21 protein-coding genes and 1 riboswitch are annotated in these 23197 nt (G+C 64.0%); of the genes, 4 read left to right on the forward strand and 17 right to left on the reverse strand.

The window, feature by feature from the left end:
* Positions 1–2 precede the first annotated feature (2 nt).
* Genes P3T16_RS22790 through P3T16_RS22860 form a run of 15 tightly spaced genes read right to left on the reverse strand, consistent with a single transcriptional unit; the run spans position 3 to position 14851 of the window.
* Positions 3–1229, reverse strand: coding sequence for a beta-ketoacyl-ACP synthase (locus tag P3T16_RS22790; RefSeq protein WP_429343967.1), 1227 nt, complete (start codon positions 1227–1229; stop codon positions 3–5).
* Entirely contained in the window at positions 1229–1954 is a 726-nt protein-coding gene (locus P3T16_RS22795; protein ID WP_429259664.1) for a 3-ketoacyl-ACP reductase FabG2, read from the reverse strand. Before P3T16_RS22795 ends, P3T16_RS22790 begins: the two co-directional genes overlap by 1 nt.
* Positions 1951–2457 (reverse strand): beta-hydroxyacyl-ACP dehydratase, encoded by a 507-nt coding sequence (locus P3T16_RS22800; RefSeq protein ID WP_429343968.1) that lies wholly within the window; start codon positions 2455–2457, stop codon positions 1951–1953. Before P3T16_RS22800 ends, P3T16_RS22795 begins: the two co-directional genes overlap by 4 nt.
* 8 nt (positions 2458–2465) lie before the next feature.
* Complete coding sequence (locus P3T16_RS22805; RefSeq protein WP_429343969.1) at positions 2466–3650, reverse strand: beta-ketoacyl-[acyl-carrier-protein] synthase family protein; 1185 nt, start codon at positions 3648–3650, stop codon at positions 2466–2468.
* Entirely contained in the window at positions 3647–6052 is a 2406-nt protein-coding gene (locus tag P3T16_RS22810; RefSeq protein WP_429343970.1) for an MMPL family transporter, read from the reverse strand. The genes P3T16_RS22805 and P3T16_RS22810 overlap by 4 nt, the downstream gene beginning before the upstream one ends.
* Positions 6052–6711 carry a LolA family protein gene (locus P3T16_RS22815; RefSeq protein WP_429343971.1) on the reverse strand — a complete coding sequence of 220 codons (660 nt, stop codon included), beginning with the start codon at positions 6709–6711 and terminating at the stop codon, positions 6052–6054. Before P3T16_RS22815 ends, P3T16_RS22810 begins: the two co-directional genes overlap by 1 nt.
* A complete protein-coding gene (locus tag P3T16_RS22820; RefSeq protein ID WP_429343972.1) occupies positions 6699–7130 on the reverse strand; it encodes an acyl-CoA thioesterase in 432 nt (143 codons plus the stop codon). The genes P3T16_RS22815 and P3T16_RS22820 overlap by 13 nt, the downstream gene beginning before the upstream one ends.
* Positions 7127–8725 carry an HAL/PAL/TAL family ammonia-lyase gene (locus P3T16_RS22825; protein ID WP_429343973.1) on the reverse strand — a complete coding sequence of 533 codons (1599 nt, stop codon included), beginning with the start codon at positions 8723–8725 and terminating at the stop codon, positions 7127–7129. Before P3T16_RS22825 ends, P3T16_RS22820 begins: the two co-directional genes overlap by 4 nt.
* Positions 8712–10508, reverse strand: coding sequence for a glycosyltransferase family 2 protein (locus P3T16_RS22830; protein ID WP_429343974.1), 1797 nt, complete (start codon positions 10506–10508; stop codon positions 8712–8714). Before P3T16_RS22830 ends, P3T16_RS22825 begins: the two co-directional genes overlap by 14 nt.
* Entirely contained in the window at positions 10505–12199 is a 1695-nt protein-coding gene (locus tag P3T16_RS22835) for an AMP-binding protein (RefSeq protein WP_429344056.1), read from the reverse strand. Before P3T16_RS22835 ends, P3T16_RS22830 begins: the two co-directional genes overlap by 4 nt.
* Positions 12200–12204: 5 nt before the next feature.
* Positions 12205–12810 (reverse strand): hypothetical protein, encoded by a 606-nt coding sequence (locus P3T16_RS22840; RefSeq protein WP_429343975.1) that lies wholly within the window; start codon positions 12808–12810, stop codon positions 12205–12207.
* A 35-nt stretch (positions 12811–12845) separates the two neighbouring features.
* Positions 12846–13097 carry an acyl carrier protein gene (locus P3T16_RS22845; RefSeq protein WP_429259655.1) on the reverse strand — a complete coding sequence of 84 codons (252 nt, stop codon included), beginning with the start codon at positions 13095–13097 and terminating at the stop codon, positions 12846–12848.
* Between the two features lie 3 nt (positions 13098–13100).
* Entirely contained in the window at positions 13101–13400 is a 300-nt protein-coding gene (locus P3T16_RS22850; protein WP_429259654.1) for a phosphopantetheine-binding protein, read from the reverse strand.
* Positions 13375–14169 carry a lysophospholipid acyltransferase family protein gene (locus tag P3T16_RS22855; protein WP_429343976.1) on the reverse strand — a complete coding sequence of 265 codons (795 nt, stop codon included), beginning with the start codon at positions 14167–14169 and terminating at the stop codon, positions 13375–13377. The genes P3T16_RS22850 and P3T16_RS22855 overlap by 26 nt, the downstream gene beginning before the upstream one ends.
* Complete coding sequence (locus tag P3T16_RS22860) at positions 14153–14851, reverse strand: beta-ketoacyl synthase chain length factor (protein WP_429343977.1); 699 nt, start codon at positions 14849–14851, stop codon at positions 14153–14155. The genes P3T16_RS22855 and P3T16_RS22860 overlap by 17 nt, the downstream gene beginning before the upstream one ends.
* Positions 14852–15377: 526 nt before the next feature.
* Positions 15378–15599: riboswitch (yybP-ykoY riboswitch) on the forward strand.
* Positions 15600–15611: 12 nt separating this feature from the next.
* Between P3T16_RS22860 and P3T16_RS22865 the strand changes: the two genes are divergently transcribed.
* Positions 15612–16184, forward strand: a complete 573-nt coding sequence (locus P3T16_RS22865) for a TMEM165/GDT1 family protein (protein ID WP_429259651.1) — start codon at positions 15612–15614, stop codon at positions 16182–16184.
* A gap of 133 nt (positions 16185–16317) precedes the next feature.
* Here P3T16_RS22865 and P3T16_RS22870 read toward each other — a convergent pair whose 3' ends face one another.
* Positions 16318–17022: a DUF4136 domain-containing protein gene (locus P3T16_RS22870; RefSeq protein WP_429343978.1), complete on the reverse strand. Its 705-nt coding sequence runs from the start codon at positions 17020–17022 to the stop codon at positions 16318–16320.
* Positions 17023–17225: 203 nt separating this feature from the next.
* Here P3T16_RS22870 and pepN point away from each other — a divergent pair, with 203 nt between their 5' ends.
* The 3 genes from pepN to P3T16_RS22885 all read left to right on the forward strand — a co-directional run bounded on the left by pepN (position 17226) and on the right by P3T16_RS22885 (position 20865).
* Entirely contained in the window at positions 17226–19928 is a 2703-nt protein-coding gene (gene pepN, locus P3T16_RS22875; RefSeq protein WP_429343979.1) for an aminopeptidase N, read from the forward strand.
* A 230-nt stretch (positions 19929–20158) separates the two neighbouring features.
* The gene (locus tag P3T16_RS22880) at positions 20159–20386 is read left to right on the forward strand and encodes a type II toxin-antitoxin system RelE/ParE family toxin (protein WP_429343980.1); all 228 of its coding nucleotides are present in this window, start codon (positions 20159–20161) and stop codon (positions 20384–20386) included.
* A gap of 17 nt (positions 20387–20403) precedes the next feature.
* Complete coding sequence (locus P3T16_RS22885) at positions 20404–20865, forward strand: HigA family addiction module antitoxin (protein WP_429343981.1); 462 nt, start codon at positions 20404–20406, stop codon at positions 20863–20865.
* Here P3T16_RS22885 and metE read toward each other — a convergent pair.
* Positions 20840–23149 carry a 5-methyltetrahydropteroyltriglutamate--homocysteine S-methyltransferase gene (metE, locus tag P3T16_RS22890; protein WP_429343982.1) on the reverse strand — a complete coding sequence of 770 codons (2310 nt, stop codon included), beginning with the start codon at positions 23147–23149 and terminating at the stop codon, positions 20840–20842. The two genes, P3T16_RS22885 and metE, sit on opposite strands and share 26 nt — an antisense overlap.
* Between the last annotated feature and the right edge of the window lie 48 nt (positions 23150–23197).

Raw genomic sequence — 23197 nt, forward strand, 5'->3', positions numbered from 1 at the left:
GCTCACCGTACGCGCCTGAAAATCAGCGACGTATTGATGCCGCCGAACGCGAAGTTATTGCTCATCACATGCTCGGCGTCGATCGTCCGGCCTTCGCCCATGATGTAGTCGAGCGGCGCGCAGGCGGGATCGATATCGGTCAGATTGAGTGTCGGCGCATACCAGTTGCGCTTCATCATCTCGATCGTCCACCACGCTTCGAGCGCGCCACATGCGCCGAGCGTGTGACCGACATAGCTCTTCAGCGAACTGATGGGCATATGTGCGCCGAATGTCTGCGCGGTCGCATAACTTTCCGCGATGTCGCCGCGGTCGGTCGATGTGCCGTGTGCGTTCACGTACGCAATCGCTTCGGGCGGAAGTTGCGCATCCTGAAGCGCGAGCTGCATCGCGAGCGCCATCGTCGCCGCAGTGGGTTGCGTCATGTGCGCGCCGTCGGAGTTGCAGCCGAAGCCGACGATCTCCGCGTGAATGCGCGCACCCCGCGCAACTGCATGCTCATACTCTTCGAGCACGAGCGTCGCCGCACCCTCCCCGACCACCAGGCCATCGCGCGCGACGTCGAACGGACGCGGCGTCAGATGCGGCTCGTCGTTGCGCGTGCTCGTCGCGTAAAGCGTGTCGAACACGGCGACCGCCGGACCTGACAGTTCTTCCGCGCCGCCCGCGAGCATCAACGTCTGCTTGCCGGTGGCGATGGTTTCGTACGCGTAGCCGATCGCCTGGCTGCCGGATGCGCAGGCGCACGACGTCGGCACGATGCGGCCTTTCAGATCCCAGAACAGGCCGACATTCACCGCTGTCGTATGCGGCATCATCTGCACGTAGCTATTCGATGTGACGTTGCCCATCGAGCCGGTTTCGAGCATGCTGCCGAACGCGCGGATCGGCTGCACCGATCCGGACGACGAGCCATATGCAACGCCCATCCGTCCATCGCTGATCGCTGGATCGTCGATGAGACCTGCGTCGGTCAGCGCAAGCTCGCTCGCTCGCACGGAGTACATCGAAACGGGACCCATCGAACGCGTCTTCTTGCGCGGATAGTGCGACGGCAACGTGAATTCCGGCAGCGGACACGCGAGCCGCGTATGGAGCGACTCGAAGTAATCCCATTCCGGCATGCGTCGTACCGCGTTGCGTCCGCTTCGCAGCTTTGCCTCGATGTCGTGCCAATCGCTGCCGAATGCCGTGACGCCGCCCATGCCGGTGATGACGACGCGCTTCATCACACCATCCCGCCGTTCACGCCGATGACCTGCCGCGTCACGTACGACGCTGCATCCGACATCAGGAAGCTCACCACCGATGCGACTTCAGCCGGCTGGCCGACGCGATTCATCGGCACCGTTTTCAAGGCGTGTTCGAGCGGCATGTCGTCGAGCATGCCGGTTTCGATCAGACCGGGTGCGACGCAGTTCACCGTGATGCCGCGCGATGCGAGTTCGACCGCGAGCGCCTTGCTGGCGCCGATCAGGCCGGCTTTCGCCGCGCTGTAGTTCACCTGACCACGATTGCCCATGATTCCCGAAACGGAGGCGATCGTGACGATCCGGCCACCCTTCTTCGCGCGGACCATCGGCATCGTCAGCGGATGCACGACGTTGTAGAACGAGTCGAGACCCGTTTCGATGACGATGTCCCAGTCTTCTTCGGTGAGTGCAGGGAACGCAGCGTCGCGCGTCACGCCCGCGCTGCACACGATGCCGTAGTACGGACCATACGCGCCGACATCGGCTTCGAGCACATCGCGGCAGGCTTTCCGGTCGCGCACGTCGAACTGCAGCACGCGCGCAGTGCCGCCCTGCGCGGCGATGCCGGCCGTCACCGCTTCGGCCTCGCTGCGGCCGGTGCGGCAATGCACGGACACCGTGAAGCCGTCGGCGGCCAGTTGATAGGCAATCGCGCGGCCGATACCGCGGCTTGCACCGGTTACGAGAACACGCCGGCTCATGAACTGATCCCTTCGATGAATGTCTGAAAATCGGTCGGCTGAAATACCTTGACCACGGCCTCGGCGCAGCGCACGCCGTCGTGATCGATCGCGCATTCGTAGGCGCCGTGACCTTCCTCGCTGCGCAGCAGTTCTTTCGCTTCGATCGTGAGGCGCGCGCCGGCCGGGAACGCCGGCAGCAGCGTCGTATAGCTGCGTGATCCAAGCAGCACGCCGGGCCGCGCCCGGCCGCCCGCGCGCATCGCGAGCAGCGCGATGTGCGCGGCAATCGCCTGCGCCATCAGTTCGATGCCGATCCATGCGGGCATCGCGCCTTCGTCGTCTGAATACCACGCGTCGCTGCGGACGCGCGCTTCTGCGGTAAGCGTGTCGTCCGTGCACGTCAGCACTGCATCGACCAGGAGCATCGTGCCGCGATGCGGCAGGATCGTCTCGATCGGTCCAAACGCAGCACTGGCGTCAGGTTCGACGTGCACGGCGCGGCTGTCGGTTGAGGTATTCATCGCGTGCGTCACCGTCCAAGAATCAGGCTGACGTTGCTGCCGCCGAAGGCAAACGAATTGCTCATCACGTGCTGCGGGCCCGATGCTCCCGGAAGGAAGCGTTCGCTATCGACGAGATCGAGCGCCGGCAACTCAGCGTCGGCCTCGCCGTCCCACACATGCTTCGGCATCGCGACGTCATCGCGTGCGAGCGTCAGCCACGCAAAGCCGAGTTCGGTCGCGCCCGCCGCGCCGAGTTGATGGCCCGTCAGGGGTTTTGTGCCGCTTGTCGCGACGCCGTCTGCGAACACGCGTGACATCAAACGCGCTTCCATCTCGTCGTTCTTGCGCGTGGCGGTGGCATGCAGATTCACATAACCGATCGCCGACGGTTCCAGACCCGCATCGGCCAGCGCCTCGCGCAATGCCATCTCGCCGCCGACGCCTTTCGGGTCCGGTGCGGAGATATGATGCGCGTCGCTCGATTCGCCCGCGCCTGCGAGCCTCACCGGACCCTCGTCGCGGCTCATCAGGAACACAGCCGCGCCTTCGCCGACGTTGATACCGTTACGGTTGCGGCTCATCGGATTGGTGCGGGCATTGCTGGTCGATTCGAGCGAAGCGAAACCCTGGACGGTCAACTCGCACAACGAATCGACGCCGCCGACGATCACCGCATCGCATAGTTGCAACTGCAACAACCTTCGTGCGGACACAAACGCCTTGGCACTCGATGTGCACGCGGTAGAAATGGTGAACGCCGGTCCGCGAATACCAAGCGCGGCCGCGGCAAACGGCGCGACGGTACCGATCTCCATCTGCCGGTAGTTGAAGTTCGCCGGCAGTTCGCCCGCCTGCGCCTGGTGGACGAACGCGGTTTCGGCGGCGTCGATGCCCGACGTGCTTGTACCGAGTACGACGCCAATCCGGCCCGCGCCATACCGCGCGCGCGCAGCCTCGACCGCGGGTTCGATCTGTTTGAGTGCCGCGAGCAGCAGGCGGTTGTTGCGGCAGTCGTAACGTGCCAGCGATGCCGGCGGCGCAATGTCGAGCGACCCGGTCACGCGGCCGACAAACGCGTCGCCGATGCCCATGTGCGCGACGCCCATACCGGGCGCATTGCTCGCGGCAAGCGCCGGCACGATTGCGTCGAGATCGTCGCCAAGCGCGTTGATCATGCCGAGGGCATGTAAGTAAACTCGTGGCGCGCTCATGCTGCCCTCCTTCCATTCGGTGATGGCATGCCAATCGGCGCAAGCAGCACCGACACGGCAATGCCTGACGCCAGCGTGGCGCCGAAACTTTTCAGCGCGGGCATTCCGCTCAACCCGAGCAGACCGAACGACAGCAACGTCGTCGACGCCGAGAGCAGCACGCCGGTCCATACCGCGCCGAGTTCATGCGGCGCGCGCATGCACCCTTCGCGCAGAAACACAGCATAGTTTGCGCCGACGCCGAGTACGAGCATCAACGCGAGCCAGTTGAAGAGATTGAGCGGCACATGTGCGTAGCCGAACACCGCGAGCGTCACGCCGACGGCGAGCAAAACGGGCAACGTCACCATGATGCCGCCGCGCGACCCGTAGCGCACCATCAGCAATGCCATCACCAGCACCAGTGCGCCCGCGAGCCAGATCCCGCTATCGACACGATACGCGCCGAACAGCGTCGACACGCTTGCCGCCTTGTCGACGAACACGACGCCGGGCAACGCGCGTGCGGTCGCGATCAGCGTAGGCTGGTTGTCGGGCGTCACACCTTGCGGGATCACGACAGCGGCATAACCGTGCGACGCGGCATCCACCTCGCCGAGCCAGAGATGCCGGTAAGGTTGCGACCAGGGCGCAGCGAGCCATTGATCAACCGTCAGCACGGATTTTCCGGACTGTGCGTACGCCGTTAGCCACGCATCGGCGACCTCGTCGCGAAAGCCCGTTTCTACCAGCATCGCACGGCGTGCGGAGGGATCGTTAAACACATGCTGCGCGAGCAGCGCGTGATCTTCCATCTGACGTTTTGCCGAAGGCACGAACGACGTCACCGATTGCCAGCCGTTCGTTTTCAGCTTGCCCGTCAACGCATCGAGCCGTGTGCCGAGCGCTTCCGCGCGCTGCAACACAATCTCAGGCGTCTCGCCTCGCACGACAAAGAACTGCGCACTGTTGTCGACGCCAATCGCATCGCCCACCTTCTGCTCCTGCGCGACGAGCGCGGGATCACGCTGGATCAGCAGATGAATGTCGTCGTCGCTAGTGACACGCAGCCAGCCTGGTATCGCGACGATCACCAGCAACGCCGCCACGCCCCATGCGCGTCGGCCGCCGATCGTCGCCTGCCATCGGCCGAGCAGCGTGGCAGCGCCGCTGAACAGCCGCTGCGGACTGCGTTTCGGCGCGCGAACCAGCAAGGCAGGCAGCAGCCACAGCACGGACGCAAATGCCGTGCAGATGCCCGCAATCGCAAAGCAGGCGATCTGCTTGAGTGCCGGAAACGGCACCCACGCGAGGATGGCGTAACCGAGCAGGCTCGTCGCAAGCGCAACGCTCAATGCGGGACGGACTTCGCGCGCGCCGCGGTGCGGCTCCCAGTCACGCTGACCGCCGAGATACACGACGAAGTACTGGATCGAATAATCGACGGCTTCACCGATCAGGCTCGCGCCGAACACGAGCGTCAGCAGGTGCAGCTTGCCGAACACCAGCATCGTCACGGCCAGCGCGCAGACAACGCCGAGCGCCGTCGACACAAAACCCAGCAGCAACAGCCGCGGCGAGCGGAACACCCACAACATCAGCAACGCAATGCCGCATACCGATGCCACGCCGATCAGATGCACTTCGCGTTCCGATGCGGCGCGCGCGGACTCCGCGTAGAACACCGCGCCCGTGCGCGCGAGCGTCACGTCGGGGTACGCCTGTTTCAGCGACGTTTCGCCGTTCGCGACAGCGTCGATCACCGCATGCTGCGTCTTCGATTCATAGGCGGAACCCGGGAGTGTCGCGATGATCAGCACGCTTGTCGCCGCGCCGCGATGCGTCACCAGCAGACTGTCTTCGATTTCCAGGTTCGATGTTGCGAGCGGCAGGTTCGCCATCCAGTGTTGGAGCCAACCGAATGGATCGTCGGCGACTGGCGTCGACAGACCACCTTGCATCGGGCTGTACAGACGCTGCGCAAGCGCGTCGTGCAACGAGACTGAACCGCTGGCGAGCGCAGCGCGGTCATCCGGTGCAAGCAGGTTGAATCGGTACGGCAGATAGAGCCGCGCGACCTGACTCGTATCGAACGGCGGCACTTCCGCGATCACGGAAGCGAACGCGCCGCTTTTCGATAGCGTCGCGCCAAGCTGTTTCGCGGCGGCCTTCGCATGCGCCGCATCGTTAGAGGTGACCAGAAGCACAGTGCGATCGCCGAGCGCGGTCGCGAGCGTATCGACGGCCTTTTCAGCGACAGGGTCTGCTTCCGTGGCGGGAAGCAGCGCGAGCAGATTCGTCTGTAACGGCGAGCCGGCCGTAAAACGCCATCCGCAATACAGCGACACGACAACGGCAAGCAGCAGCCACGCGGCGCGTATGCCCCATGTATGCCGTGCTGCGCGTTGCTCCAGCACGTGCATTACTTCGCTCCCAGCAACGTGAGTTCGGCCGGTTGAAGTGCGTCCACGGCCTTGCTGTTCGCGAACTCGATCTGCGTGACGTCGCCGTTGGCAAGCGTAATGCGCAGTGTCTTCAGATAATCGCCGCCTTCCATCTGCAGGCCCTTGACGGCCTGCGCGATCTGCGGCTGGTTCGGCGTCAGTTGCATGTGCCATTGCGCAGGCGTGCCGTCGGCCTTCACGTCGAACTGCGAGTACAGCGCGGACAGATCGCCACCGAGCATCGCGCGCATCATCTTCGACACCTGCGCGACACTGCGTGCGCCCTGGGGCTGGCGATGTGTCGTGACGGGCTTTCCGTTCGCATCGACCTGCGTGACCCCCGCATCGGTTATGACGTACGTCGCTTTATACGGCGTATCGATCTGCCAGATCACGCCGCGCTCGCGGAAAAACACGAGCGAGCCGGTGCTGACGAGCGGTTTGTTCATCGCGGATAACGTCTGCGTCTGCGTGAACTGCGCGCGGATACCCTTCGCCTGCGCGAGCTGGCCGGCGATCTGCTGGACCCGTTGCGTGTCGTTTGCCGGTGCTGTCTGCTGCGCAGTCGCGGCCAACGCGGGCAGCGCCAGCGCGACCATCGCTGCACATACGCACGCGCGAAGCGTCAACGTGACCATACGCGCTCCAGCCTCTCGAACACCACGGGCGGCGAGACGAACTGCAGTTCCTGCGTCGCCGCGTCGACGGCGACCTGAATCGTGTAGCCCTTCGTCAGACGCTTGCCCGTCGCGGTGTCGACGATCTCGTAGCCGATCTTCAGGCGATTCTCGTATTCGAGCAGTTCGGTGCGCACGTCGATCCGCTGACCGTATGTTGCCGGACGCACGTATTTCAGATGCGCCTCGACAATCGGCCACAGGTAACCGGACGCGCGCATCTCGGGATAGTCGTAGTCGAACGCACGCAACAGCGCGGCGCGGCCGATCTCGAAGTACTTCAGATAGTGACCATGCCAGCAGACGTCCATCGCATCGACGTCATGGAACGGCACTTCGACCGTCGCGCTCGCCTTCAGCACCTTGCTGGATCCAGTCATGCGATGCGGTCTCCGCGATAGCCGTCGATCAATGCGCAATCCGCGATGCGTGCAGTCAACGCACGCAGATCGTGTTCCAGCGCGCGATCTTCGTCGACGAACGGCGACTGCGCGCTCACGCGCTCAGCGAACGCGTGCAGCGGCGCGGGCACGGGCGTCGCCACGTTCATCCGCAGACGAAGCTGCACGGCCTGCACCGTCGCCAGCGTATGCGCTGCCGCGACCTGCTCGGTCAGTTCAAGGATGCGCAGACAATCGCGCGCCGCGATCGTGCCCATGCTGACCTTGTCCTGATTGTGCGCCTCGGTGGAACGTGAGAAGACGCTCGCCGGCATCGTCAGCTTGAGCGCTTCGGCAGTCCACGCGGACGACGAAATCTGCACGGCCTTGAAGCCGTGATTGATCGGCGCACGTGCCGGCGACGCACCCGACAGGTTGCGCGGCAAACCATTGTTGAACTTGTCGTCGACGAGCAGCGCGAGTTGCCGGTCCATCAGATCGGCGAGATTCGCGACGGCCACCTTCAGCGAATCCATCGCGAACGCAATGTGTCCGCCGTAGAAGTTGCCGCCATGCAGCACGCGTTCACCGTCGGGATCGATCAGCGGATTGTCGTTTGCACTGTTCAGCTCGTTCTCGATGTCGCGTCGCACCCATGACAGCGCATCCCGCGCGACGCCGATCACGTGCGGCGCGCAGCGAATCGAATAGCGATCCTGCAAACGATGGCCCGGCGTATCGGCACGGTCAGCCAGGTCTTCGCGAATCCATGCGGCGGCTTCCGCCTGACCGGCATGCGGCTTCGCTTCGAAGAGCAGCGCGTCGAAATGCGCAGCACGGCCGTCGAGCGCGACCGTCGACAGCGCGGTGAGACGCGCGGCGAGCCGCGTCAGATGATCGGCGCGCGCAAACGCAAGACACGCGAGACCCGTCATGACGGCGGTGCCGTTCATCAGCGCGAGGCCTTCTTTCGGCGCGAGCCTGAGCGGCGCGTGGCCGAGGTGCGCCCAGACATCCGATGCGTCTCGTAGCCGACCTTCGAACAGCACGTCACGTTCGCCGACCAGCGCGGCCGCGACATACGACAGCGGCGTCAGATCGCCGCTCGCGCCCACGGACCCTTCCGATGGAATGCGCGGCAGCACGCGATGATTGATCAGATCCGCCAGACGGTCGAGCAGGACAGGCCGCACGCCCGAAAAGCCGTACGCGAGCGAATTCAGGCGTGCTGCGATCACGGCGAGCGTTTGCGCATCGTCGAGATACTGACCCATGCCGCAGCCGTGGTAACGCGTGAGCTGCAACGGCAGCGCTTCGACGAGTTCCATCGGCACGTCGACAACGCACGCATCGCCGTAACCCGTGTTGACGCCATACACGGTTGCGCCCGAAGCAAGATGCCTGCGCAGAAAATCCGCACCGCGCTCGATGCGCGAACGCCATGCCGGATCGTCGCTCAACGCGACAGGCGCGCGACGCTGGGCAATGGCGACCACTTCTTCGATCGTCAACCGGCGACCGCCGATTACTACGGCTTCGCGTGCATCACGTTGCGCGTGCAGGGCCGCGTCATCAATCAGATCATGTTCGGCCATTCGCGCCTCCGCTGGGGTGCACCGGAGGAAGCTCCCTTGGGGAGCGCCCCGAAGGAAGGTCCCGTGGGGACCGCGCCCAGAAATCGAAAAAATTGAACCATTGATAAGGCGCCTTGCGACAGAAATGTTCGAGGCGCGCGGCGTAGCGCTGCGCCCATGCAGCGAGATGCTGCGCACGTTCGCGGCGCGGCAGGTCGATGCGCTCCGCAAACGGTTCGAAATAAAGCCGGTAACCCGACTGCTCCTTGATACAGAAGAACAGATACACCGGGCAGCCAAGTGCATGCGCGAGCACATACGGCCCCTGCGCAAACGGCGCAGTCGCGCCGAGAAACTGCGCCTCGGTCGTGCGCCCTGCTTCGTGCGCGGGCACGCGATCGCCGACGATCACGAGCAGTTCGCCAGCATCGACGCGCTCCTGCATCATCATTGCCGTTTCCGGCCCGAAGTCGCTGACTTCGACCAGCCGTTGCGCGAAGTCGCTGTTCGACGACGCGAGCACGCTATTAAAGCGCTTCGCGTGTTCCGTGTAGACGATCGCGGTCACTTTCGTATGCGCGCCGCGCACGGCCAGCGCACGCGTCATTTCCAGATTGCCGAGGTGCGCGCCGATCACGAGCGCGCCGCGTCCGCTCGCGACGAGCGCTTCGAACGGTTTCGGGTCGTCGAACCGCACCTCCTTCGTATTGACGCGGCCCGACCATGCGGCAAGCTTGTCGAGCCCGGACTGCGCGAACGCCAGCATTTGCCGGTAGGCAGAAACCCAGCCCGGTCGCGGCGTTTTTGTGCCGGGTGGCGAAACGCGTTCGAGATGCGCGAAATAGTCATGCGACGCAACGCGTGCTGCACGACCCGTCACCAGAAAATACGCGACGACAGGATGCAGCCACAATGCCGTGAAGCGCATGCCAAACAGCTTGCAGCTGAGCGCGAGCAACGACATGCCGAGCCGGCTGCCACGTTCTGCGACGCGCCACCAGTGGCGTTCGCCCGTGGCGCTCTCTGCGGCAGTGTCGGCGCTGGCCGGAAGCGCCACGCGCCCCGGCATCACCTTGTGCACAAGCAGCACAGGCAGACGCAGCAGCATGCCCGCGACGAGCCGCGTATGGCTTCGGCTGATCCGTACGTTGTCCCACAGCACGTCGAAGTGCGAGACGCCGTCGGTGGCGTAGGTCACGCGTGTCGGGATCGCGCGAAACGCGATACGGCGCCAGTGCAGACGCACGAGGATCTCGATGTCGAAGTCCATGCGTGTCGGCAGCTCGACGCTGTCGATCAACGCACATACGACGTCGAGCGGATACAGGCGAAACCCGCACATCGAATCGCGAATCTCGAACGACAGCGTCTCGATCCACACCCACACATGCGTCAGATAGCGGCCATACAGACGCGACTTCGGCACGCTCTCGTCGTACACCGGGCGGCCGAGAATCACGGCACCAGGTTCGGCACGCGCGGCGTCGAGAAAGCGCGGGACATCGGCGGCGTCATGCTGCCCGTCGGCGTCGATCTGCAACGCGTGCGTATAGCCGGCCGCGCGCGCCGCACGCAGGCCGGCCATCACGGCCGCGCCTTTGCCGCCATTCACCGGCAGGCGCAACAGCGTCATTTGCCCTGCGTGCTGTTCAGCGAGTGCGGTGAGTACGCGCTGCGTCGCTTCATCACTGCCATCGTCGACGACGAAAACCGGCAGACCGTGCACAACCAGATGCGCGACGGTCGAGCCGATCGCATCCTTGTGGTTGTAAATCGGAATGACGATACAGGGCGCGAAGCTCATACGCGCTCCCGATAGACGATCACGCCCGACGCGCAGTCGCGCTCGCCGAGCCGGTACGCAAACTGCACGCGCCGACGTGTTGCGTCGTGAGCCAGCGTCAGGCTCAGCATCGCACCGGGCGGCACGGGCATCATGAACTTCAGCCGGTCGATCGACGCGATCGCGCGCGCGCCAGCGACATGTTCCGCCGCAAAACGAACCGCCCAGTCGACCTGTACGACGCCCGGCAGGATGGGCAAACCAGGAAAGTGTCCGGCGAAGTGCACGAGTGCCGGCGGTACGCGCAGGTCGTAACGCACCTCGTCGCCATTGCGCGCTTCGGCAAGCACTTCGACGCCGTCGGCGCGCGCGTCGAACGCCGCGGCAATGGCAGTGGCCGGCAGCTTGCCACGCGCATCGAACGGCAACGCGCTGCGAAAACGCCAGTGACGCGGCAGGACGACCACATCGAACCACGCCGCGAGATGGCGCCGCAAGGTCTTCGCGAGCAGCAGGCGTCCTTCGCTGCGTAGCGCCTGGCTACCCGCGTCGGTCAGCGCGACGAGCGCGCCGACACGTTGACGCGACACGCCCGCCAGCGGCACGACCGCCGCCTGCGCGACATAGGGATGCACCGCAAGCCGCGCTTCGAGTTCAGGCAGCGAGACGCGCTTGCCCTCGAGCTTGATCACGCGATCGAGCCGGCCGCGCAGACGGAAGCGGCCATCGTCATCGAAGGTAATGGCGTCGTCGGTGCGATGCCAGCCGTCGTGACCGAGATGCGGTGAACGCACGTTGAGCGCGCCGTCTTCATCGCGGCGCACTTCGATGCCGGCCATCGGCTGCCACGCCTCCGATGCGTTCTGCTGCCGCCATGCGATGCCGCCGGTCTCGGTGCTACCGTAAATCTCGATCGGCGCCGCGCCGAAGGCAGCGGCATAGTCACGCGCGGTATCCAGCGCGAGCGGACCGCCCGACGAGAAAATCGCGCGCGGCACGGGTGCGAGCGTCGCGAAGCCCGCCAGCGAAGGCCAGCGTGACAGTTGCGCCGGTGTCGATACCAGCACCGCCGCTGCGCCGCATTGGTTGATCCGCTCCTGGAGCTGCAGGGGATCGATGCTGACCGTACGATCGAACGCGCGGCCAGCGGCGAGCGGCCACAGCACGCGAAACAGCAGCCCGTAGATGTGATGATGCGGAACGCTCGCCAGCACCGTCGCATCGCCCACCAGCGCGCCCCATTGCGTTTCGAGCGTGTGCACCTCGGCGTTGAACTGCGCGAGCGTCTTGTGGATCGGCTTGGGCGTGCCGCTGCTGCCCGACGTGTAGAGCGTGAGCGGCGCATCGGGAGAGATCGTCGCGGTCTGCACGCTTTCTGCCGGTGCAGCATCAGTGATCAGCGTACGCAGGCCGTCGTCGGTCAATACGGCATCGAATGCATTCGACAGATCGGCGAGATAGCCCGGCGTTGCATTCGCGGGAATCACCGGCTCCTTGTCGCACGCAAGGAGCGCAAAAAGCGCGCACGCAAAATCAAATGCATCGTCGACACACAGCGCGTAACGCTTCGACGGTTGCGCCCGCAACGAGTCTGCAATGCGTAAAACGCGCGCACGGAACACTGCGAAATCGATGACGGCATTACCATCGCGGCAGACAGGCGTCGTCGTGTCCGTGCGCACAGACTGCAGCAGATCATGCAGCGCGATCATGCCGGTCATGCCGCCTCCGAACGCGCCGCGCGCGGCAGCACCACCAGGTATCGCCACACGATCTCGCCGGCGAGCAGCACGCCGACCAGACCGTACGCAATCGCGCCGTTATAGAGCGACCACGCATCACGCGTCCAGTAGAACGCCGTATACGCCGAAAACGCGCCGTTCAGCGCAAAGAACACACACCAGATCTGCGTGACGCGACGCGTATGCAGCACCGCCGGCGCGCTCAGATCTGGCGTGCGGATACGCGCGAATTTCTCGATCATCGTCGGCCCACGCACGAGCGTCGCGCCGAACGCGATCAGGAGACCCAGATTGACAAGCGACGGATAGATACGCAGCAGCATCTCGCTATTGGTCGCGACGATCGCAGCCGACGCGCAGCTCAAGAGGCCCGCGACGCACCAGTCGACCATCGTCAGCCTGCGCAGCGACGACGCGACGCTCCCCGTACCCGCCCAGCGCTGCAGCCACAGAATCGCGAACAACATGAGCCCGACATAGCGCGGCGTGTCCCATTTCCACGCGCACAGGATCAGCGCGGGATACGCCAGCTTCAGCAGCACCTGCAGGACAGCGCGCAATATCTGACACAACCTGCCCATCGCAGATTCCGGCATGTCTGACGGAACAGACTGCATCAGCCCTGCGCCGCCAGCAGCGATTCGACCGCACCGATCACATCGCCGACTGTGCGCACCGACTTGAACTCTTCAGGCTTGATGCGGCGCCCCGTCATCTCCTGCAGCTTGATCGCGAGATCGACCGCATCGATGCTGTCCAGATCGAGGTCCTCGAACAGATGCGCATCGGGTGTCACGCGCGCAGGTTCGATCGCGAAATTCTCCTTGAAGATGGCGCGGATGCGCTCAAGAATGTCTGCCTCGGTCACGATTTATTCCCCTTTCCTTGCGGTTTCGTTCGCTGCATGCACGGGCTCGCGCTGGCTGGCAACAAACGCCGCCAGTGTATTGATCGAGCGGAAATGCTCGCGCGTGCGCTCATCGTTCGCAGCGATGGTCAGTTGGTATTGTTTGCGCAGCACGATGCCGATCTCGAGCGCGTCGATCGAATCGAGACCGATGCCATCGGTGTCGAAGAGCGGCGCATCGTCGTCAATGTCGGCAGGCGTCAGGTCTTCCAGATCCAGTGCGGCGATCAGGAGCTGCTTAATTTCCAGTTTTAAAGAATCCATAGTCGAACAGATGCTGGGTAATGTGGGCCTCGATGGCGCTGGTCACGGTGCGCGCGGCAAGTGCCGGCGATGTCTCGTGGGCTGAAAGCTGCTCGACGCCAACCGGCTCGAGCACGCTGACGCGCATCCGGAATGCGCGCGCCGGCACGTTGTACCAGCGCATCTGCTTCGTAAACACAGGCGGATCGCAATCCATCAGCACCGGCAGAATCGGCGTGCCCGCCCTGATCGCCATATGCGCGAAGCCGCGCGAAAATGCATGCAGGCGGTTCGGCGCGGGGCTGCGCGTGCCTTCCGGAAAGATGATCATCGTGTAGCCGGCTTCGAGCTGTCGCGAGCCGGCTTCGACGAGTTCGACCGGGTCCGCGTTGCTCACGTATTCAGCCGCGCGCACGATGCCGTAGAAACACGGGTTGCGCCAATGCGCATTCTTCACGACGCAGCACGCATGCGGCGTCAGCGAAAGCAGCACCATCACGTCGAGCCACGTCGGATGATTCGCGACGACGATAGCCGGGCGGCGCGTACGCAGCGCGTCGCCGCCCTCGACCACCAGTTTCATCACGCCGACAAACTGCAGCACGGCGACGAGCGCACGGAAAAAGCCGTGGATGACCGCGGTCACGGCGCGTTGTCGCGACGCCCGATGCGGCCACAGCCAGGCGAGCGGAAACACGATCACCGAGAACAGGAAGCCGCACACGCCGAACACCGCCATCGCGAGGCCCGTGGCAACCAGCCGCCAGACGTACTCAAGCCGCGCCATCATGCCAGATCCATTTCCAGGTCGTATCGGCGCCTTGCCATACTGCCGCCGCGTGCGTGTCGAGACAGTGCTGCACGGCCTGGCTTTGCGTCGCGAAAAGCGCGGGCGCATCGCCGGACGTCGGCGCGTGAGCGATCGTACACGTCAGCTGGCCCTGTGCGGCCGTGGCGTCGAACAGGATGGCCAGCGCGCCGCCCTGCACTTCGTCTTCGATCGTGCCGTACGCGGGGTCGGCGGGTTCGTCGGCGTAGACAACCAGCACCGGCGTCGCGGGATCGCTCGCATATTGCGCGTGCGCCTCCAGCAATGCGTAGCCCAGGGTCTCGGCGCCTGCCGAGATGGCGCTTGCCGGCGAGCGGTCGCCGCGGGCGATACCGAACACGCCCGTCATCGCGTTGAGCACGGAAAGGCTGAAGGCAGTCGGCGAAACGGGCTCGCCCGCACTGATCGTGCGCAGGATGTCGGTGGTGCGGCGCAGTTCGCCATGTCGCGAGGCGAACACCGTGCGCACGGCGGCAGCGTCGTCGCCCACGCAGTCGTGCGCGACCTTCAGCGCCGCGCGCGACAGCGTGCTCAGCCGCCGTCGCACGATCGGCTCGATAAAGCCAATATCGGGGGCGGTGGCTGCGGCGGCAGGCCAGGAAGACCAGCGAGCAACCGGAATAGTCCAGTGCAGATCGGGCATATCGGTGTTCGCGCGATTGAAAACTGCTAAGGCTGCTGGCGCCCCATCTGGCACGCCGGCCGGAGGCGACGCATGAGCGCCGCCCAGCGCGAGGCAGACGCCACCGAGGTCAATCCAGTCTTGTTATATGTTCAGGCGAATTAACGGCACAATGCCCCAATTATTTAGGGGCGGGCCCGCCAGACGATGATGTTAGTTAGACTCAGATTCCCCGGCGACCGCCGGCATCATACTGAATATTGTGGATTAAATCAGCCACAAAAGACGTATCCATCTGTATCCGTCTCACCACCGCCACGAACCGTTAAAACGAGTCCTGGAAAGGCTTCAAACCCTTTTCCACATTGACGAGATGCGACGGGTCAGCGCTGAAGTTCTTATGCGGCCCTTTTACGTTCTGAAAGAAACGTGTGCGCCTTTCTCGGTATCTGGACGATTTGTACTAGTCGTCATGGCGATCGTGGGGAAACAGGTGGCAAAACGCTGTTGCACGGGGCGCAGTGTGCCTGAGACCGCGTGTTATAATCCGCCCCTCATTGGGGAGTAGCCGCCCTGCAGCACGTCCGCGCAACCTTTCAGCATTGAAGGCTGCGAAGCGCACGTGAAACGCGGGGGCGCCTGTCAACAGACTTGGCCTGTACGGCCATGGCAGACGCAGCCTCTGGCCTGGCGAGACCGATGATCCACAGCCGCCGCAACAGGGCCCGGCAGGGTGTGGGTCGTCGCTCGTTCATTCTCGGCCCGAGGAAACCATCACAACGTGGATCAAGCCTTCCTTATCTCGACGGGCGCCGTCGCGCTCGCCGAAATCGGCGACAAGACGCAGCTGCTTTCGCTCGTCCTCGCCGCCCGCTATCGCAAACCGCTGCCGATCATTCTCGGGGTTCTCGTCGCCACGCTGGTCAATCACGCCGGCGCCGGCGCGCTCGGCGCATGGCTCGGCACGCTCGTCACGCCGACGATCATGCGCTGGGCACTCGCAGCCTCGTTCATCGGCATGGGTCTGTGGATCCTGGTGCCGGACAAGCTCGACGAAGACGAAGCCAACGCGAACCGCACCCGCCTCGGCGTGTTCGGCGCGACCGTTATCGCGTTCTTTCTCGCGGAAATGGGCGACAAGACGCAGCTCGCCACCGTCGCGCTGGCCGCGCGTTTCCACGATTTCTTTGGCGTGGTGGCCGGAACGACACTTGGGATGATGATCGCGAACGTGCCGGCCATCGTGCTCGGCGACCGCTTCGCTCACCGGTTGCCGACGAAGGTCGTGCACGGCATCGCCGCGGTCATGTTCGTCGTGCTGGGCGCACTGGCGCTGTTCGGTGTGGGGGTTTGATACACCTTTAGCGAGGGTTGTTTCAGCGAAAAGCCGGCCCTGCGCGTGACGCGGGTGCCGGCTTTTTTGTGTCGGTGAAACCGATGCTGCGATGCGGGATGCTTTCTGATGCCCGATGCCAGATGCCTGATGCCTATTGCACGGCTTTGGCCGCAGAGGCCGGCGCAGCGGGCGCGGCCGCTCCGGTAGAAACGGTCGCTTCGTTCGATGGCGCGGCGCCGCTGCCATCGAGCGGAATCCGCACTGTCCGCACGACGGCGTTACCCAGCGGGAAATCGGCGAGCGCGCTGCGCGCGAGATAAGGCATCGCCCGGACCAGCGAAGACTCGGCGCCCGAATTGCGAGCCGTCACGTTGTACACCTCCTTGCCGGTCGCGCGATCGGTAATGCGGATGCTGAGCAAATGCGTGTAAACCGGATAGCTCTGGTCGACGTAGCCAGTCGGGAACGGGCCGAACGGCCCCCACGGATCCATCGGGCGGCCCCAGTAGTACGGGCCCGGCCACGGGTTGTAGTAGTAGACCGGCTGCGAAACGGTCACCATGTCGCTGCGGATGCCGTATCCGAGACCAACCAGGTAGTGCGCGTCCTGACTGTTCACGCGCCGGAACGACTGGGTCGCGAGTTCGTTGCCCACGAGCGCCTCGTAGGTCGACAGTTCGAGGTTGTTCTTCTGATCGGCTGGGCGGGTGAACGCGTAGGTTCGCGTTGCATCGCTGCCGCTCCAGTCGGAGAACGCAGTGACCTGCGTCGTCACGTAAGTGGTACAGCCAGAAAGTGTGACTGCCATGGCCGCTAGCAGCATGGCTGCGCGGCGGGTCCATCGGTCGAGCTTCATGGTCTTCCTCGTCTTTTGCGTCTTCGGCGTCTTATAGGGCGGGCCGCGCCTGCGCGCAGCGGCCCGATAATACGCTGACCCGTGTCATCGGTAAAAAGTTCGGGCCGCACGATCTAAAATGGCTTTGTACAATGGCCCAACTGGCTCGTCGCCGCGCACCCCGCGCGGCAGACGGCCGCCCAGCACTCTCCACTCAAACCGCCATGTCCGACACTGCTACGCCTGCTGTGATCCGCCGCGCCGACTATGCGCCGCCCGCCTTCCTGATCGACACCGTCGCGCTCGAGTTCGATCTCGTCCCCGAACGGACGACGGTCCGTAACACGATGCGCGTGCGCCGCAATCCCGACGCCGTCCGCGCGGCCCACTTCGAACTCATGGGCGAACAGCTGACGTTCGTCAGCGCGACAGTCGACGGCAAACCACACGCCGCCGCGCATCCCGACGAGCGCGGTCTGACGCTCGATGACGTGCCCGACGCGTTCGAACTGACGCTCGTGAGCGTGTGCAATCCGGCGGAGAACACGACGCTGTCGGGTCTGTACGTATCGAGCGGCAATTTCTTTACGCAGTGCGAAGCCGAAGGCTTTCGCCGCATCACGTATTTTCTCGACCGGCCTGATGTCATGGCCACATATACGGTCACGCTGCGCGCCGACAAGTCCGCGTATCCGGTGCTGCTGTCGAACGGCAACCTGATCGAGGAAGGCGACCTGCCGGACGGCCGTCACTTCGCCCGCTGGGAAGATCCGTTCAGAAAGCCGAGCTATCTGTTCGCGCTGGTCGCGGGCAAGCTGGTCGCGCTGGAAGAGCGCGTGAAGAGCGGATCCGGCAAGGAAAAGCTGCTGCAGGTCTGGGTCGAACCGCACGATCTCGACAAGACGCAGCACGCAATGGATTCGCTGAAGCATTCGATCCGCTGGGACGAGGAACGCTTCGGGCTGGAACTCGATCTGGACCGCTTCATGATCGTCGCCGTGAGCGACTTCAACATGGGCGCGATGGAGAACAAGGGGCTCAACATCTTCAACACGAAGTATGTGCTGGCGAACCCCGAAACCGCGACCGATACCGACTTCGCGAACATCGAGGCTGTGGTCGGCCACGAGTACTTCCACAACTGGACCGGCAACCGCGTGACGTGTCGCGACTGGTTCCAGCTGAGCCTGAAAGAAGGGTTGACCGTATTCCGCGATCAGGAATTCTCGGCCGACATGGCCGGCGGCCAGAGCAACAGTAGCGACGAAGCCGCGCGCGCGACAAAGCGCATCGAAGACGTGCGCGTGCTGCGCCAGATGCAGTTCGCCGAAGACGCGGGCCCGATGGCGCATCCGGTGCGCCCGGAGAGCTACGTCGAGATCAACAACTTCTACACGATGACGGTCTATGAAAAAGGCTCGGAAGTCGTGCGGATGTACCAGACGCTGTTCGGCCGCGACGGCTTCCGCAAGGGCATGGATCTGTACTTCCAGCGTCACGACGGCGAGGCGGTGACGTGCGACGATTTCCGTCGTGCGATGGCCGATGCCAACGGCCGCGATCTTGCGCAGTACGAGCGATGGTACAGCCAGGCCGGCACGCCGCGCGTGACCGTGAAAACCGCTTACGACGCTTCGCAGCGCCGCTACAGCGTGACGCTCACGCAAGGTTACGGCGACGGCTCGCCTGCCGCGCGCGAGACGCAGAAGGGACCGCTCCTGATTCCGTTCGCGATCGGCCTGATCGGCAAGGACGGCGCGGATCTGCCGTTGCGTCTCGAGGGCGAGGCCGCGGCGGCTACGGGCACGACTCGCGTGCTCGAATTCACGGGCACAGAGCAGATCTTTACGTTCATCGACGTGGCCGACAAGCCGCTGCCTTCGCTGCTGCGCAATTTCTCGGCGCCGGTGATCGTCGAGTATGACTACACGAACGAAGAACTCGCCTTCCTGCTCGCACACGACAGCGATCCGTTCAATCGCTGGGAAGCCGGCCAGCGGCTCGCGACGCGTGAACTGCTCGCACTCGCTTCGCATGCCGCGACGGGGGCGGCGCTGCAACTCGACGATTCCGTCGTCGCTGCGTTTGCTCGCGTGCTGCGCGACGAATCGCTGTCGCCGGCGTTCCGCGAACTCGCGTTGATGCTGCCTTCGGAAGCGTATCTTGCCGAGCAGATGACCGAGTCGAATCCGGCTGCGGTGCACCGCGCGCGACAGTTCGTGCGCAACCGTCTGGCCAATGCATTGCACGCCGACTGGCTCGCAATCTACGACAAACATCAGACGCCGGGCGCGTACGAAGTCACGCCCGAAGCATCCGGCCATCGCACGCTGAAGAATCTCGCGTTGGCGTATCTCTGCGAACTCGACGACCCCGCGGAAGCCGTGCGTCTCGCGAACGCGCAATACGACGCGGCGAACAACATGACGGACCGGTCGGCGGCGCTGTCGGCGCTGCTGAATGCATCGGCGGCGACGGGCGGCACGCTGGCTGAAGGCGCGCTCGACGACTTCTATCGACGCTTCGAGAAAGAACCGCTCGTCATCGACAAGTGGTTCGCGCTGCAGGCGACACAACGTGGAAGCGCGCAGCGTCCGGTGATCGACATTGTGCGCAAGCTGATGTCGCATCCGGCGTTCACGCTCAAGAACCCGAATCGCGCGCGCTCGCTGATTTTCAGCTTCTGCACGGCGAACCCGTCGCAGTTTCATGCGGAAGATGGTTCAGGCTACCGCTTCTGGGCCGAACAGGTGATCGCGCTCGACGCGATGAATCCGCAGGTTGCGGCGCGTCTCGCGCGTTCGCTGGAATTGTGGCGCCGGTTCACGCCGGCGTTGCGTGACGGCATGCGCTCGGCGCTGGAAACGGTCGCGGCGCAGGTGAAATCGCGCGATGTGCGCGAGGTCGTGGAGAAAGCGCTGGGCTGATTTTTCTGCGGTTTTTATGTGACGAAGAAGCCGGCACAATGTGTCGGCTTTTTTTCGTCCGCGTGGTTTAGTTAGCCATCCGGATGACTGTTGTGATGGATCAAACGCACGACAGTAAACGCATTCCCTAACGGTTTACGTTTAACGCGTCGCGTTATATCCTTTCATGATCAGATCGTTTGGTAACAAGGCTACGGCGGGCTACGGCGCTGGTTTTTCAGGGCGTTTTCGTGCACTCACTACCGCGACATATTCAGACTGTCGCGCTGGACAAGCTGCGGGCGATCAACGCCGCATCGGATCCCGATGACCTGCGCGAGCCGCCGGGGAACCGGCTGGAAGCGCTGCGCGGGCAGTGTCGTGGGCGATGGAGTATTCGCGTCAATGCGCAATGGAGAATCTGTTTTGAGTTCGTCGATGGCGACACGTTCAACGTCGAAATTCTGGACTACCACTAATGCAATTCGAGGCCACGATGGTCATCAAACGAGAAGACCTGGACAAGATCGATTTTTCCGACATCTCAACCGGGGAGTTGATCCCGCTCTCCCACCCGGGCGATATGTTGCGCAAGCTGTTTCTGGAGCCCCTCAGTATGTCGGCGAACGCGCTCGCAACGGCCTTGCACGTCCCCGCGCCGCGCATTAACGATGTCGTGCTCGGCAAGCGCGCCATCTCGGCCGATACAGCGCTCCGACTATCGCAATACTTCGGCACGACACCCCAGTTCTGGATGAATCTGCAGAGCGATTACGCGCTACGCATCGCTGCCCGCTTGTCCGGCGACCAGATCAAAAGCGAGATCACGCCACGGAAGAAGACAAAGCAAACGAAGTCGCCGAAGCCGCCCCGCACCCAGCCGCGCGCCGCCGCGCTCGCATCGGGCGCGGCGGTCAAACGCACGATCGCTGTCAAACCTCCGCGAAAGAAACCTTAGCCTTCAACGCAAGCGCCGCACGCGCCTTCTTCGCAGCCTCGACCATCGACGTCAACGCCGGGTCGACCTGCTGCCAGTCGCGCGTTTTCAGGCCGCAGTCCGGGTTCACCCACAACCGCTCTGCCGGAATCCGTTCGAGCGCGAGTCCGATCAGCGCGGCCATTTCATCAGCGGTCGGCACGCGCGGCGAATGGATGTCGTAGACGCCCGGTCCGATTTCATTCGGATACTCGAAGGTCTCGAAAGCGTCGAGCAACTCCATGTTCGAGCGCGTCGTTTCGATCGAGATCACGTCGGCGTCGAGCGCCGCGATCGACGGCAGGATGTCGCCGAACTCCGAATAGCACATGTGCGTATGGATCTGCGTATCGTCGGCGACGCCCGATGCCGCTATGTTGAACGCGCGGACCGCCCAGTGAAGATAGTGCGCACGGTCGCGCGCCTTCAGCGGCAGGCCTTCGCGCAGCGCGGGTTCGTCGATCTGGATCATGCCGATCTGCGCGGCTTCGAGCGCCAGCGTTTCCTGGCGCAGCGCCAGCGCAATCTGCAATGCCGTCTGCGAGCGCGGCTGGTCGTCGCGCACGAAGGCCCATTGCAGCATCGTCACCGGACCGGTCAGCATGCCCTTCACCGGTTTGTCAGTCAGCGACTGCGCGTAGGACGCGAAGCCGACCGTCATCGGTTCGGGCATGTAGACGTCGCCGTAAATGAGCGGCGGCTTCACGCAGCGCGAGCCGTAGCTTTGCACCCAGCCGTTCTCGGCGATCGCGAAGCCCCACAGCAGTTCGCCGAAGTATTCGACCATGTCGTTGCGCTCGGCTTCACCATGAACGAGCACATCGAGACCGTACGCCAGTTGCTGGTCGATGGCGAAACGCACGTGTTTGCGCATCGCCTCCAGATAGTCCAGATGGCTCAGCTTTCCTTGCCTGTGCGCGGCACGCGCTGCGCGAATTTCGGCGGTCTGCGGAAACGAACCGATCGTCGTGGTCGGCAAAAGTGGCAGGTCAAAGCGGGCGCGCTGGTCTGCGGCACGCTTCGCGTACGGCGAGCGGCGCGTGGCGTCCGCATCGGTCAGCGCCTCAACGCGGCGCTTCACAAGCGGATTATGAATCCGTGTCGACGTGCGTCGCGCGGCGCTTGCATCGCGTGCCGCGTCAAATCCGGCGGCGACCGCGGCGCGGCCGTGCGTCAGCGCGTCGCGCAGCAGCGCCACTTCTCGCACTTTCTGCACCGCAAACGCGAGCCACCCGCGCAGCTCCACATCGAGCTTCGCTTCATTGCCGAGATCGACCGGCGTGTGCAGCAGCGAGCAACTCGTGCCGACCCACAGCCGCGCGCCGAGCCGTTGATGTGCAGCCTCAAGACGCGCAAGCGATTCATCGAGATCGTTGCGCCACACGTTCCGGCCATCGACGATTCCGCACGACAACACCTTGTCAGCCGGGAACGCATCGATGAATGCATCGAGTTGCGACGGCGCACGCACGAGGTCGATGTGCAAGCCAGCCACCGGCAGCGACTTCAGCAGCAAAGCGTGTTCGCTGACATCGTCAAAATAGGTGGTGAGCAGCAGCTTTGGCGCCTCCGGTACCAGCGCCGCGTACGCGGCGGAGACGGCGTCGCGCCACGCATCCGGCAGATCGAGCGCGAAGATCGGTTCGTCGATCTGCACCCATTCGACGCCCTGCTCTTTCAGGCGCGCCAGCAACAGTCGATACGCGGCGAGCAGATCCGGCAGGAGCGACAGACGGTCTTGCAGACCATCACGCTCCTTGCCGAGCCAGAGCAAGGTCAACGGCCCGACCAGCGCGACCTTCGCACGATGACCGGCGGCCTGCGCCTCGCTCACTTCGTCGAAGAGCCACGACACGCCTGCGCCGAAGCGCGTCGACGGCGCGTATTCCGGCACGAGATAGTGGTAGTTCGTATCGAACCACTTGGTCATCTCCATCGCCGGCTGCACAGCGTTGCCGCGCGCCATCGCGAAATATTGGGCGAGCGTCAGCTGCGTCGCGTCGAAACCGAACCGCTGCGGCAAGCCGCCGACGTGCGCCAGCGTCGTCAGCACGTGGTCGTACCACGCGAAATCGCCGACCGTCACATACGTCAGTCCGGCGTCGCTTTGCGTGCGCCAATGATCGGCGCGCAATCCGCGGCCGGTTTCGGTCAGCGCGCGTTCGCCCTCGACGGTCATGCCGTCGCGCCAGTATCGCTCGAGCGCAAATTTCAGTTCGCGATGCGCGCCGATGCGCGGGAAACCCAGGATGTGTGCGGTGCTCATGGTCGTTGTCTTTCGTTTGTCGTTCGTTGCCGGATCTATGACTGCCAG

The organism is Paraburkholderia sp. GAS42, assembly GCF_050436565.1.
GTDB lineage: Bacteria > Pseudomonadota > Gammaproteobacteria > Burkholderiales > Burkholderiaceae > Paraburkholderia.